The sequence below is a fragment of the Halorhodospira sp. M38 genome (assembly GCF_022227985.1).
GTDB classification, from domain to species: Bacteria; Pseudomonadota; Gammaproteobacteria; order Nitrococcales; family Halorhodospiraceae; genus Halorhodospira; species Halorhodospira halophila_A.
Map to the genome: position 1 here is coordinate 15,693 of NZ_JAJNQP010000023.1, position 12,718 is coordinate 28,410.

12 protein-coding genes are annotated in these 12,718 nt (G+C 69.0%); 3 read left to right on the plus strand and 9 right to left on the minus strand.

Annotation, left to right across the window (positions count from 1 at the left end; all coding sequences use genetic code 11):
• Positions 1-11 precede the first annotated feature (11 nt).
• Positions 12-1,214 (minus strand): bifunctional glutamate N-acetyltransferase/amino-acid acetyltransferase ArgJ, encoded by a 1,203-nt coding sequence (argJ, locus tag LRA98_RS11305; protein ID WP_238634019.1) that lies wholly within the window; start codon positions 1,212-1,214, stop codon positions 12-14.
• A gap of 1 nt (position 1,215) precedes the next feature.
• Complete coding sequence (gene secA / locus LRA98_RS11310; protein ID WP_238634018.1) at positions 1,216-4,011, minus strand: preprotein translocase subunit SecA; 2,796 nt, start codon at positions 4,009-4,011, stop codon at positions 1,216-1,218.
• A gap of 147 nt (positions 4,012-4,158) precedes the next feature.
• On the opposite strand from secA, the gene LRA98_RS11315 reads away from it, so the two are divergent.
• Entirely contained in the window at positions 4,159-4,647 is a 489-nt protein-coding gene (locus LRA98_RS11315) for a DciA family protein (RefSeq protein ID WP_201172229.1), read from the plus strand.
• On the opposite strand, the gene mnhG is transcribed toward LRA98_RS11315, so the two are convergent.
• Genes mnhG through LRA98_RS11350 form a run of 7 tightly spaced genes read right to left on the minus strand, consistent with a single transcriptional unit; the run spans position 4,644 to position 10,371 of the window.
• Entirely contained in the window at positions 4,644-5,030 is a 387-nt protein-coding gene (gene mnhG, locus LRA98_RS11320) for a monovalent cation/H(+) antiporter subunit G (protein WP_201241431.1), read from the minus strand. The two genes, LRA98_RS11315 and mnhG, sit on opposite strands and share 4 nt — an antisense overlap.
• Entirely contained in the window at positions 5,023-5,295 is a 273-nt protein-coding gene (locus tag LRA98_RS11325) for a monovalent cation/H+ antiporter complex subunit F (protein WP_238634017.1), read from the minus strand. The genes mnhG and LRA98_RS11325 overlap by 8 nt, the downstream gene beginning before the upstream one ends.
• The gene (locus LRA98_RS11330) at positions 5,295-5,768 is read right to left on the minus strand and encodes a Na+/H+ antiporter subunit E (RefSeq protein ID WP_201172233.1); all 474 of its coding nucleotides are present in this window, start codon (positions 5,766-5,768) and stop codon (positions 5,295-5,297) included. The genes LRA98_RS11325 and LRA98_RS11330 overlap by 1 nt, the downstream gene beginning before the upstream one ends.
• The gene (locus LRA98_RS11335; protein ID WP_238634014.1) at positions 5,765-7,279 is read right to left on the minus strand and encodes a Na+/H+ antiporter subunit D; all 1,515 of its coding nucleotides are present in this window, start codon (positions 7,277-7,279) and stop codon (positions 5,765-5,767) included. Before LRA98_RS11335 ends, LRA98_RS11330 begins: the two co-directional genes overlap by 4 nt.
• Positions 7,276-7,623: a Na+/H+ antiporter subunit C gene (locus LRA98_RS11340; RefSeq protein WP_201172237.1), complete on the minus strand. Its 348-nt coding sequence runs from the start codon at positions 7,621-7,623 to the stop codon at positions 7,276-7,278. The genes LRA98_RS11335 and LRA98_RS11340 overlap by 4 nt, the downstream gene beginning before the upstream one ends.
• A gap of 4 nt (positions 7,624-7,627) precedes the next feature.
• A complete protein-coding gene (locus tag LRA98_RS11345; protein WP_238634025.1) occupies positions 7,628-8,053 on the minus strand; it encodes a Na+/H+ antiporter subunit B in 426 nt (141 codons plus the stop codon).
• A complete protein-coding gene (locus LRA98_RS11350) occupies positions 8,053-10,371 on the minus strand; it encodes a putative monovalent cation/H+ antiporter subunit A (RefSeq protein WP_238634013.1) in 2,319 nt (772 codons plus the stop codon). The genes LRA98_RS11345 and LRA98_RS11350 overlap by 1 nt, the downstream gene beginning before the upstream one ends.
• Before the next feature lie 168 nt (positions 10,372-10,539).
• Here LRA98_RS11350 and LRA98_RS11355 point away from each other — a divergent pair, with 168 nt between their 5' ends.
• Both LRA98_RS11355 and LRA98_RS11360 read left to right on the plus strand, forming a co-directional pair.
• Entirely contained in the window at positions 10,540-11,946 is a 1,407-nt protein-coding gene (locus tag LRA98_RS11355; protein WP_238640843.1) for a DUF1631 family protein, read from the plus strand.
• The gene (locus LRA98_RS11360) at positions 11,943-12,707 is read left to right on the plus strand and encodes a lysophospholipid acyltransferase family protein (protein ID WP_238634261.1); all 765 of its coding nucleotides are present in this window, start codon (positions 11,943-11,945) and stop codon (positions 12,705-12,707) included. Before LRA98_RS11355 ends, LRA98_RS11360 begins: the two co-directional genes overlap by 4 nt.
• The last annotated feature ends 11 nt before the right edge of the window (positions 12,708-12,718 follow it).

The window sequence follows — 12,718 nt, forward strand, 5'->3', positions numbered from 1 at the left end:
CCGGGTCTCGCTCAGGTCCGGTACTCGGCGTTGATGCGGACGTATTCCGCGGTGAGGTCGCAGGTCCACACGGTGGCGGCCGCCCCACCGCGGCCGAGGTCCACCCCTAGGCGCACCTCAGAGCCGGCCAGATACGCGGCGGCGGCCGCCTCGTCGTAGTCGGGGGCAACCGCACCGCGCTGGGCAACCACCTGGTCGCCGATGGACAGGACCACGGCATCGACGTCGAGGTCGTCGATGCCTGCCCGGCCGACGGCCGCGAGGATCCGGCCCCAGTTGGGGTCGGCCGCGGCGAGGGCGGTCTTGACCAGCGGCGACTCCGCCACCGTAAAGGCCACCCGCTCGGCCTCGGCGGTATCTTGCGCCCCCTCGACCGCGACATCCACCAGCCGCGTTGCCCCCTCGCCGTCGGCGGCGATGGCCCGGGCCAGATCGATGCAGACCGCCTCGACGGCGGCCTGGAAGCGCTCGAAATCGCCGCCCTCATCGGGCACCTGCGGCCCCTGACCGGTGGCGGCGAGCAGGCAGGCGTCGTTGGTGGAGGTATCGCCGTCCACCGTGACGCGGTTGAACGACCGCTCGGTGGCGCGGCGCAGGCAGTCGGCCAGGGCCGCATCGGAGACCTCGGCATCGGTGGCCAGGAAGGCGAGCATGGTGGCCATATCCGGGCGGATCATCCCCGCCCCCTTGGCGATCCCGGTCACCGTGCAGGTACCGCCGGCCAGCGTCACCTGGTAGCTGGCGATCTTCTCCCGGGTGTCCGTGGTCTGGATACCGACCGCCGCCGCCTGCCAACCGTTTTCCTCCAGCGCCTCGAACGCCCCGGGGATGCCGGCAGTGATGCGCTCGACGGGCAGCGGCTCACCGATCACGCCGGTGGAAAAGGGGACCACGGCCTCGACGGCGCATCCGGCCTGCTCGGCCACGCCACGGCAACAGGCCAGGGCGTCGGCCTCGCCACGCTCGCCGGTCCCGGCGTTGGCGTAGCCGGTGTTGATCAGCAGATAACGCGGCGCGGTGGCGGCCAGATGGCGCTCGGCGATGCGCACCGGAGCAGCCCGGAAGCGGTTGCGGGTGAACACCGCCGCGGCATGCCCCGTCCCGGGCAAGGCCATGACCACCAGATCCGGCCGCCCGGGCTTGCGGATACCGGCCGAGACCGTACCAAGGCGGAACCCGGGCACTGGATGGATCACCGCATCTGCGCCCGACATCTCAGAGCTTCCCGCAGCAGTGCTTGTACTTCTTGCCGGAGCCACAGGGGCAGGACTCGTTGCGCCCGACCTTGGGGCCCTCGCGGGCCACGGTCTCCTGCCCCCGCCCCCCGGCGGCCTGCTGCCGGCTATCGCCGCCGCGCGCGCCCTCGCCCTCGGCCGCCGAGGCGCTCCCCCCGGCGGCAGTCACGGCGCCTGCGGCGGCGGAGGCCGGCGCGGCATGGCGCATCTGCATACGCTCCGCCTCCTGCCGGCGCTGCTCCTCGACGGCCTCCACGTCCTCCTCGGCGCGGACCTGGACGCGCAGCAGCACGCCGACGGCGTCGCGTTTCAGGCCCTCGAGCATCTCCTGGAACATGGCGAAGGCGTCCTTCTTGAACTCCTGCTTCGGGTTGCGCTGGGCATAGCCGCGCAGCCCCACCCCCTGGCGCAGGTAGTCCATGGCGGCCAGGTGCTCCTTCCAGTGCTTGTCCAGAACCTGGAGCATCACCGCCTTCTCGAAGTGGCGCACGACGCTGGCACCCGCCTCGGCCTCCTTGGCCCGGTAGGCCTTCTCGATCTCGGACTGGATGCGCTCGCGCAGGGTCTCCTCGTGGAGGCTGTCGTCCTCGTCGAGCCAGCGCTGGACGGGCAGTTCCTGGCCGAACTCCTCCTTGAGGGTACGCTCCAGCCCGGCGACGTCCCATTGCTCGTCGATGGACCCCGGCGGGATGTACTCGGAGATCATCTTGTCGACCACGTCCTGGCGGATGGCGTCCACCGTCTCGGAGACGTCATCGGCCTCGAGCAGCTCGTTGCGCTGCTCGTAGACCACCTTGCGCTGGTCGTTGGCGACGTCGTCGAACTCCAGCAGGTGCTTGCGCATGTCGAAGTTGTGCGCCTCGACCTTGCGCTGGGCGTTCTCGATCACCCGCGAGACCATGCCCGACTCGATAGCCTCGCCGTGCTCCATGCCAAGCTTCTGGAGCATGCCGGACATGCGCTCCGAGGCGAAGATGCGCAGCAGCGAATCCTCCAGCGACAGGTAGAAGCGCGACGACCCCGGATCGCCCTGACGCCCGGAGCGCCCACGCAGCTGGTTGTCGATGCGGCGGGATTCGTGGCGCTCGGTACCGATCACGTGCAGACCACCGGCATTCACCACCCGGTCGTGGCGGTCCTGCCACTCGGCCTTGCGCCGCTCCACCTCGGCCGGGTCGGGGTCATCGCCGAGCTCGGCCAGCTCTTGGTCCAGGTTGCCGCCGAGGACGATGTCCGTGCCGCGGCCGGCCATGTTGGTGGCGATCGTCACCGCACCCGGCCGGCCGGCGTCGGCGATGATCTGCGCCTCGCCCTCGTTGTGCTTGGCGTTGAGCACGTTGTGCTCCACGCCGGCCTCCTTGAGCGCCTTGGACAGGCGCTCCGAGGCCTCGATGGAGGTGGTGCCCACGAGCACGGGCTGGTCGCGCTGCACGCAGTCCTTGATGTCCGCAATGATCGCCTCGTACTTCTCATCGGCGGTGCGGTAGACCAGGTCGTGATGATCGGCGCGGACCATCGGCCGGTGGGTGGGGATGGAGAGCACCTCCAGGCTGTAAATATGCTGGAACTCGAAGGCCTCGGTATCCGCCGTGCCGGTCATACCAGCCAGCTTGTCGTAGAGCCGGAAGTAATTCTGGAAAGTGATCGACGCCAGGGTCTGGTTCTCGGCCTGGACGGGCAGCCCCTCCTTGGCCTCCACTGCCTGGTGCAGACCCTCGGACCAGCGCCGGCCGGGCATGGCGCGCCCGGTGAACTCGTCGACGATGACCACCTGGTTGTCCCGGATCAGGTAGTGGACGTCGCGCTCGTAGAGGGTATGGGCCCGCAGCGCCGCATTGAGATGGTGGACCACGTTGATGTTGCGCGCATCGTAGAGCGAGTCGTTCTCGCCGATGAGCCCCTCCTCGCGCAGCAGCTCCTCGGCCCGGTCATGGCCCCCTTCGGTGAGATACACCTGGCGGGCCTTCTCATCTACGTAGTAGTCACCCGGTCCCAGCTCGGGGGTCTCCTCGGGGCGCTCCTCGGGCTTCTGCGCCTCCAGGCGCGGCACCAGCCGGGACATCGCCTCGTAGAGCTCGCCGGCCTGCTCCGCCGGGCCGGAGATGATCAGCGGCGTGCGGGCCTCGTCGATGAGGATGGAATCGACCTCGTCGACCAGCGCGTAGTAGAGATCCCGCTGGACCTTGTCCTCCTTGCGGAAGGCCATGTTGTCGCGCAGGTAGTCGAAGCCGAACTCGTTGTTGGTGCCGTACGTGATATCGGCCTGGTAGGCGGCGATCTTCTCCTCGCGGGGCTGGCGCGGCACCACCACGCCCACCTCCATGCCGAGGAACCGGTAGAGCCGGCCCATCCACTCGGCGTCACGGCGGGCCAGGTAGTCGTTGACAGTCACCACGTGGACGCCGCGACCGGTCAGGGCGTTGAGGTAGACCGGCAACGTGGCGACGAGGGTCTTGCCCTCGCCCGTTTTCATCTCCGAGATGTTGCCGTCGTGCAGGACCATGCCGCCGAGCAGCTGAACATCGAAGTGGCGCAGGCCCAGCACCCGGCGCGAGGCCTCGCGCACGACGGCAAACGCCTCCTCGAGGAGATCGTCCAGGGTCTCGCCCTGCGCGAGCCGCGCCTTGAACGCCTCGGTCCTTGCCTGAAGCTGCTCGTCGGATAGCTTCTGCAGCTCCGGCTCGTGCGCGTTGATGGCCTCGATCCGCTTGCGCAGACGCTTCAGCGCACGATCGTTACGGGTTCCGAAGACGCGTTTGGCGATGGCTGAAAACATGGGCACTCGATACAGATTTCCGGCGAAGTCAAGTCCAACAGGATACAGATAATCGGTGCGGGAGGGTAAGGCGTCGGCCGCCGATTCAGCCCACCGGGGCGCGGTCCCCCTTGCATCCGGGCGGCGGGAACCGGAGACTCCGACGACATGAGCGACCCGAAACGCTTCAACCCGGCCCGCCCTCCGCGCCGTGAGGGCAAACTGCACCGGATCGCGCCGCGCCTGGCACAGCGCCCCGGGCCGTTGCGCGCCGTCATCGACCACGCCCGTGGGCTGGAGCGGCTCGGGCGGCGGCTGCAGCGGAACCTGCCGCCGGAGACGCAGGGCCACTGGCGCCTAGCCCGACTGGATGAGGAGGAGATGGTCTTGATCGCCGACGGCAGCGGCTGGGGAACGCGGCTTCGTTACCTGTCGCGCCAGCTCCAGGACGCCGCCGAGGCGATCTCCGGGCAGCGGCCGCGGCGGGTGACCGTGCGCGTCGCCCCGGCCTCGTCGGCCCCGCGCAAGCTCCAGGGACCCGGGCCGCTCAGCGAGCAGGCCGCCAACACCCTGCGCCGGGCCGCCGCCACCAGCAGCGACCCGGCGCTGCGCGAGGCCCTGGAACGGCTCGCCTCACGGCGGCGCGACGAGGACTAGTGCTCGTCCCGATCCTCGAGCCCACTGCGCAGGACGTGGGTCTCGGGGTCGTAGTGGTGGCGCAGTTCATCCTTGATCGTCCCGTCCCACAGCGGCACACCGACGAAGTAGCCGGCCCGACCGATGACGTGGGCGGCCACCGGCGCCGTGAGCACGATGAAGACGATGATAGCCACCGCCCGTGCCGTCACCGAGGCATCGGCGAAGTGCACCGCCACCCCGGCGATGATCAGCGCCGCCCCCAAGGCACCGGCCTTGGTGGTGGCGTGCATCCGGGTCAGCAGGTCCGGCAGCCGGTAGAGCCCGACCGCTGCGATGAGCATCAGCCCGCCGCCGAGCAGCAGCAGGGCGGAGGCGATCAGCTCCTGCAGGAACTCAGTCATCCCGCGGCCCCCCTTTCTCCAGATAGCGGGCGAACCCCACCGCGGCCATGAAGGCGAGCAGGGCCAGGACGATGGCCACGTCGATGAAGTCGTCAACCCCGGTGTGGATGGCGTAGACGCCGATGAACCCCACAAGGATCGAGGCGATCAGCTCCAGCGCCACCACCCGGTTGGGCAGCATCGGTCCCTTGGCCAGGCGCACGAAGGCCAGCACCAGCGACGCCGAGAGCATGGCAAAGACGAGGGTTGCGGCAATCCCGAGCATCAGCGCATCACCTCCAGCACCCGGCGCTCCAGCTCCTTGACCTCATCGAGCAGCGCCTCCTCATCCTCGATGTACATGGCGTGGATGTAGAGCACCCGCCGGTCGGTGGAGACGTCCAGCGACAGCGTCCCCGGGGTCAGGCTGATCAGGTTGGCGACCACGGTGATCTCGCCGTCCGTGCGTGCCTCCAGCGGGACACCGATCACCCCCGGCCGCATGCCCCACTCCGGTGTGACCACATCGTAGGCGACCCGGGCGTTGGCCTTGATCAGCTCCCAGATGTAGAAGAACACGAAACGGATGAACCGCGGCACCCGCTGACCGTAGCCGGCGAACGCCGGCAGCTGGTTCTGCATCACGGCGATGGCGCCATAGCCGAGCAGGAAGCCGAACAGGGCATTGACCGCACTGAAGTTGGCGGTCAGCACCACCCAGACCATGGCCAGGACAACGTTCCAGGCGAATGGGATCACTGCGCACCCTCCTCCAGCACGGCGTCGATGTAGACCTGCGGATCAAGCAGCTGCTTGGCGGAGGCCTCGGCCAGCTCATAGAGCGGCTGCGCGTAAAGACCGATGAACAGGGTCAGAAGCGCCAGTCCGGCGATGGGCAGGTACATGGCCCACAGGCCCGGATCCCGCCGCTCGCCGGTGAGCACCGAGGTGTCCTGGACATGCTCCGGCACGCCGTGCCAGAACGCCTCCTGCCAGATCTTGGTCATCGAGTAGAGGGTCAGCAGACCGGTGAGCAGCGCGACGAAGACGATCCCCCACGAGGCCTGCTCGACGCCGGCCCAGATGACGATCAGCTTGGCGATGAAGCCAGAGAGCGGCGGCAGGCCGGCCAGCGAGAGCGCCGGCACGGCGAAGAGCAGCCCCAGGAAGGGCCGGTGCTTGTAGAGCCCGCCCAGGTCGCGCAGCTCATAGCTGCCGAGCATCCGATAGGCGACGCCGGCGACCAGGAAGAGATTCGTCTTCACGATGATGTGGTGGGCGATGTAGAAGACACCGCCGATCAGGGCCAACGGCGTGAACAGCGCCAGGCCCATGATCATGTAGCCGATCTGGCTGATGATGTGGAACGAGAGGATGCGGCGCACCTCGTAGTGGTACGCGGCACCCAGCACGCCGGTGATCATCGTGAAGCCGGCGGCCCAGAGCAGGATCTCGTGGGTGTAGCCCACATCCTGGGTGAAGATCAGCGTGAACACCCGGTACAGGGCGTAGACACCGACCTTGGTCAGCAGGCCAGCGAACAGCGCCGAGATGGCGATCGGCGGCGTGTGGTAACTCGCCGGCAGCCAGAAGAAGAGCGGGAAGGCACCGGCCTTGATGCCGAAGGAGACCATGTACATGGCCGCCAGCACGGTCACCAGCCCGGGCTGATCCACCTCGGCGAGCTTCACCGCCATGTCGGCCATGTTCAGGGTGCCGACCAGGCCGTAGGTGATGCCCACCGCCGAGAGGAAGATCATCGAGGAGAGCAGGTTGAGGGTGACGTACTTGATCGCCCCCTCCATCTGCGCCCGCTCGCCGCCGAGGATCAGCAGCGCGAACGAGGCGACCAGCATCACCTCGAACCAGACGTAGAGGTTGAAGACGTCGCCGGTCAGGAAGGCGCCGGCGACACCGGCGAGCAGCAGGTGCAGCAGCGGCCAGTGGCCGTAGTGCTCGTGCCCGCGCGGCGTAGTGGCCGTGGAGTAGACGGCGGTGGCGAAGCCCATGATGCCGGTAAGCACCGCCATGATCGCGCCAAGCAGGTCGGCGACCAGGGTGATGCCGAAGGGCGCCTTCCAGTCGCCCATGTGCATCACCACCACGCCCTCGTGCCAGACCGTGTGCAGCAGCCACAGGGTGCTGGCCAGCAGCGCGCCGGTGCCGAGCACCCCCAGCCAGCGCTGCACGGTCAGGTGGCGATGGACCGCCAGCGAGACGGCGCCCAGCAGCAGGGGCAGCAGAACCGGGATGGCGACTTGCAGACTCACGTGTCCGTATCCTTCATCTGATCCAGGTCGTCGGCCTGCACCACCTGATACGCCTTGTTGATCAGCACCAGCGCAAAGGCCAGCACGCCGAAGGCGATCACGATGGCGGTCAGGATGAGGGCCATGGGCAGCGGATCACCCACCGCGCCCACCGGCCCGTCGGCGCCCTCGGGGATCAGCGGCGGCGCTCCCCGCGTCATCCCCGCGGCGGTGAAGAACAGCAGGTTCGCCGCGTTGGAGAGCAGGATCAGGCCGATGACCAGCTTGACGATGGAACGGCGCAGCATCATGTAGATGGCGGCGGCGAACATGATGCCCACCAGGACGGCCATTAACGGTTCCATAGCCTTACTCCTCCGCCTCCGCCAGGCTCACCACGATGGCCAGCACCGAGCCGAGCACGGTGAGGTAGACCCCGACGTCGAAGATCAGCGGCGTGTTGATGCTCACCTCCCCGATCAACGGGATCTCCGGATACCACCACAGCGCCTTGAAGAAGGGCTCGCCGATGAAGATCGGCGGCACGGCGGCCAGGGTGCCGATGACCAGGCCGACCCCGGCGATGGTCCGCGCATCCACCCGCAGCACCTGCTGCGTGGCCGGCACGCCGAAGGCGAACAGGTAGAGGATGAACGCCGAGGAGGCCACCAGCCCGGCGATGAAGCCGCCGCCGGGCAGGTCGTGACCGCGCAGCAGCATGAAGATGGAGAACAGCAGCTGCAGCGGCAGCAGCACCCGCGCCATCGTCGAGAGGATCAGGGACCCGGGCTGGATCATTGCTTGTCCTCCTTCTCAGCGGGACTGCTCTCACCGGTCACCCGGTACTTGACCATGGCGTAGACGCCGATGGCGGCAAGGGCGACGACGAAGATCTCGCCCAGGGTGTCCAGCGCCCGATAGTCCACCAGGATCACGTTGACCACGTTGCGGCCGTGGGCCAGCGGCACGCTCTCATCCAGGTGGTAGGCCGAGATCGGCTCGGCGAACTGGACATCGATGGTGATCAGCAGCAGCGAGGTCACCAGCACGCCCATCACCGCGGCCACCACACCGTCGCGCACCCGCTGCTGCGGCGTGGAGAAGTTCATGAAGCCGGGCAGCCGGAAGAGCACCAGGACCAGCAGGATCACCGTCAGGGTCTCCACCAGGATCTGCGTGATGCCCAGATCCGGGGCGCTGAACAGGATGAAGATCAGCGCCACGGTGAAGCCCATCACGCCCAGCGACGCCACCGCCCCCAGCCGCGAGTTGGTCACGCAGGCGAAGAGCACCGAGGCGATCAGCACACCGGCGATGATCCACTCGTAGAAGTAGACCTCGAGGCCGGCGCCGAAGCCCCCGTCGTAGCGGGTGGCCAGGGTGTAGCCGACCAGCAGCACGGTAGTCAGCACCGTGGTGGTGATGTAGTGGCGCAGGTAACCGTTCTGCAGCACGCGGGTCTGCCAGTCCGCACTCCAGACCAGGGCGTCGAGGGTGCGGAAGTAACCGGCCTCCGGGCCGCGCTCATAGAGCCAGTCGTACCGGGCCATCGCCTCGCGCACCTGATCCCAGCGGGTGAACAGGAAGGCGCCGGCGGCAATGGCGAACAGCGACATGACCAGCGGCAGATTGACCCCGTGCCAGAGCGAGAGGCTCACCGAGATCTGCTCACCGGCCAGCGATGAGGCCACGGCACCGATCAGCCCCTCGGGAATGAACGGGAACACCCCGAAGAGCAGGCTCAGGACACCGAGGACCGCCGGCCCGGCGAGCATCCCCGGCGGCGCCTCGTGGGGCTCCTTCGGGGTCTCGGTGCGCTCGCCGAAGAACGGCCGGATGGCCACGATGCCGGCGACAATGACCACGAGCACGGCGGTGCCCAGGGCCAGCAGCGCCAGCACCGCCGAGAGGTAGGGCGCCTCCAGCACCGACTCAAGCATCAGCTCCTTGCCGAGGAAGCCGAACAGCGGCGGGATGCCGGCCAGTGACAGGGCCGAGACCGCGGCCAGCACCGCCGTCTTCGGCATGGCGTGGCGCAGGCCGCCCATCTTGAGGACGTCCTTGGTGCCGGTCTCGTGGTCGAGGGCGCCGGCGACCAGGAACAGGGCGCCCTTGTAGAGCGAGTGCGCCAGCAGGAAGGCGCCGAAGGCGATCATCGCCCCTTCGGTACCGATACCGGCGAGCATGGTCAGCGTACCCAGGGCCATCACCGTGGAGTTGGCCAGCACCCCCTTGATCCCGGTGCTGCGCACGGCGAAGTAGGCGCCGGTGAACATGGTGATGGCGCCGACCAGCGGCAGCAACGTCATCCACAGCGTGGTGTCACCCAGTGCCGGGTGCAGCTTGGCCAGCAGGAAGACGCCGGCCTTCACCATGGTGGCCGAGTGCAGGTAGGCCGACACCGGGGTCGGCGCGGCCATGGCCCGCGGCAACCAGAAGTGGAACGGCACCTGGGCCGACTTGGTGAAGGCGCCGAGGAGGATCAGCAGGGTCAGCGGCACGTACCACTCGTGCTCGCGGATCACATCGCCCTGCTTCAGGAGCTCGGAGATCGTGTAGGTGTCGCCGACGATCCCCAGCATGATGAAACCGGCGAGCAGCGCCAAACCACCGCCAACGGTCACCAGCAGACCCTGCAGGGCGTAGCGCCGCGCCTTGGCATCCTCGTTGTCGTAGCCGATCAGCATGTACGAGGTAATGCTGGTCAGCTCCCAGAAGATGAACAGGGTGATGAGGTTATCGGAGAGCACCAGGCCCAGCATCGACGCCATGAAGGCGAGGATGTGGACGTAGAAGCGCGGCTGACGCTCGTCGCCATCCAGGTAATCGCTGGCGTAGAGCAGGACGAAGGTGCCGATCCCCGAGATCAGCAGGGCGAAGAGCAGCGACAGCCCGTCCACGTAAAAGGACAGGTTGACGTCGAGCCCGGGCACCCAGGTGTACTCCATCCACACCGTCTCGCCGCCGACAATCTGCGGCAGGAAGGTGGCAAAATAGAGGGTGAGCACCGCGGGCAGCGCGGCGAAGGCCCAGCCGGCGCGGCGGCCCAGGACGGGCTGCAGCCACGGCACGAGGGCGGCGAGCACGAATCCGGAAAGTACTGCAGCAAGCATGCGAGGCCGATCTCCTGACGGTCTCGTCGGCAGACAACGGTTGTGGAAGATACCCGATGGTCCGGGGGCTGACAAGTTGGCGCAGCTGCAAGGGGGCGGTAACCCGTTGAGTCGCCTTCTCACATCCCCCCGCCACGGGTATCCTCCCGACCCATGAGCGAAGCCGATATGACCGAGCCCCCCCCGGACAATGTCGTCTACCTCGCCCGCACCGAACGCGGTCAGGGTCGGGCGATCCCCGGTCGGATCGAGCGGCTGCGCCGCCACGTCGAGGGCCGTCTGGTGGGATCGCTGCGTCAGGGCCTGCACGAGGCGCAGGAGCGGCTCCACGAGCTGGCCGGCGGCGGCGAGCAGGGTGACGCCTACCGCCAAGACATGCAGATGGTCCGACTGCACCGCCACGACATGGAAGAGGTCCTGCGCGCCGGTCTCGAGTACCGCTTCGCCGGGCTCATCGACCCGGCGGCCGTTGACCCGCCACCCACCCCGGCGCACCACAGCGCGGCGGCGCGCATACTGACCGATCTGCGCAGCCGCACCGCAGCGACGACCGAGCCGACCACCCGCGCCCTGGACGCCGCCCTCCCCACGGTGCGCGTGCGCGAGCCGCTCAACCCGCTGGCCGCAGCGCAGGTGGCCGACCTGCTGCTGCGTGTCCAGCAACGCCCGCCGCTCGCCGCCCCGGCACAGGAGGTGGTGCTCGAAACGCTCGGGGACGCCGTGGGCCGCATGCTGCCGGATCTACACCGCGAGGCGGTGGCGCAGCTCACCGGCGACGGCGCGGCGGACCCCGCCGGGCCGTCGGCGGCGACCAGCGTCGCCGACGAGACCCGATTCGCAGCACGCGCCGTGCGCAGCCGCGACCGTGTGGAGGCGGCCCGGCAGCGGGTCAGCGAGGAGATCGAGCGCTGCCTGGAGGGGCGCCGGCCGCCGGCACTCATCGAGCAGCTGATCCGGGACGCCTGGGCACGGCTGCTGCTGCTGATCCACCTGAGCGACGGCGCGGACTCTGAGAACTGGGTCCGCCACTGCGCGGTGATGGAGCGCCTGGTCTGGAGCGTCGACACCCCGCCGGATGCCACCTCGCGCCGACGGCTGGTCCTGGAGATCCCCCTGCTCCTCCACGAGGTGGCCGACGGCCTGCGCGAGGTCCTCCATGACCCCTTCGAGGTCAGCAAGGTGCTCCGCGCCCTGGAGGCCGAGTACCTGAACTGCCTGACCCGCGGCGATCCGGGGCTGGCCCAATTCAGCGCCAGGAACGACGATACCGCCGCGGCGAGCCACCGCGAGGGGGACGTGCGCCGGGTGGCCGCCCTGCCCGAAGGGACCTGGATGGAGATCGGCGGGGCACAGGGCGAGCGCCTGCGCGTCCGGCTGGCCGGGCACACCGCCGATGGTCGGCTGATCTTCGCCAACCGGGCCGGCTTCAAGGTCCTCGAGCGCAGCACCGAGGCGCTCGCCGCGGCCGTGGCCGACGGGCAGGCCAAGCTGCTCGACGACCATGAGCTGCTCAACGACGGGCTCTCGCGGGTCATCCGCCGGCTCGTCGAGCGGCGTGCGGGGCACGGCGAATGAGCGTGGCCCGCCGCGTACGGGCGGCCCTGATCCTCGCCTTGGCCCTCGTCCACCTGCTCCTCGGCGGGCTGTGGGTCACCGGGGCCAGCCTGCTCTCGCGGCGGCTCGGGCGCCACGCCGCGGCCCTGTGGAACCGGATCCTCATGGCCCTGATGCGCGTCCGCCTTCACCGGCACGGTCGCCCGCAGCGCGGCGCCCTCCTGGTGGCCAACCACCTCTCCTGGCTGGACATCGTTGCCCTGTTCGCCCTGGTGCCGGACACCTTCCTGAGCAAGGCGGAGCTGCGCGACTGGCCGATTGTCGGCCGCGTGGCCCGCAACCTCGGCACCCTGTTCATCGGCCGCGGCCACAGCGGCGCAGCGCAGCGGGCCGCCGGCGAGATGGCCGAGCGGCTGCGCCGGGGCGATGCCGTGATCTTCTTCCCCGAGGGCCGGATCAGCACCGAATTCGGCATCCAGCCGTTCCGCCCGCGGCTGTTCCGTGCCGCCCACGAGGCCGACTCCGCCGTGCAGCCGGTGGCCATCGGCTACCGTCCGCGCCACCGCGGTGACGATCTGGGGGAACTGGTGCCGGAGCGGCGCATGCTGGACAGCGCCTGGTGGGCGGCCGGCCACGGGGTGGAGGTCCACATCCACTTCCTGGACCCCATCCCGGCCGCGGAGCGGGACCGCCGGCAGCTGGCCGACGAGGCGCGCAAACGGATCGCCGATCGGGCGGGGCTGCCCCTGCTCGGGCGCACACCGGCCAACGGCGACGACTGAGCGAAGGGAGC

What these genes read in the sequence shown, in the direction of transcription:
- secA (WP_238634018.1), bottom strand. Translation starts at nt 4,011, where the DNA reads ATGTTTTCAGCCATCGCCAAACGCGTCTTCGGAACCCGTAACGATCGT.
- argJ (WP_238634019.1), bottom strand. Translation starts at nt 1,214, where the DNA reads ATGTCGGGCGCAGATGCGGTGATCCATCCAGTGCCCGGGTTCCGCCTT.
- LRA98_RS11325 (WP_238634017.1), bottom strand. Translation starts at nt 5,295, where the DNA reads ATGCTCGGGATTGCCGCAACCCTCGTCTTTGCCATGCTCTCGGCGTCG.
- mnhG (WP_201241431.1), bottom strand. Translation starts at nt 5,030, where the DNA reads ATGACTGAGTTCCTGCAGGAGCTGATCGCCTCCGCCCTGCTGCTGCTC.
- LRA98_RS11315 (WP_201172229.1), top strand. Translation starts at nt 4,159, where the DNA reads ATGAGCGACCCGAAACGCTTCAACCCGGCCCGCCCTCCGCGCCGTGAG.
- LRA98_RS11360 (WP_238634261.1), top strand. Translation starts at nt 11,943, where the DNA reads ATGAGCGTGGCCCGCCGCGTACGGGCGGCCCTGATCCTCGCCTTGGCC.
- LRA98_RS11340 (WP_201172237.1), bottom strand. Translation starts at nt 7,623, where the DNA reads ATGGAACCGTTAATGGCCGTCCTGGTGGGCATCATGTTCGCCGCCGCC.
- LRA98_RS11350 (WP_238634013.1), bottom strand. Translation starts at nt 10,371, where the DNA reads ATGCTTGCTGCAGTACTTTCCGGATTCGTGCTCGCCGCCCTCGTGCCG.
- LRA98_RS11355 (WP_238640843.1), top strand. Translation starts at nt 10,540, where the DNA reads ATGACCGAGCCCCCCCCGGACAATGTCGTCTACCTCGCCCGCACCGAA.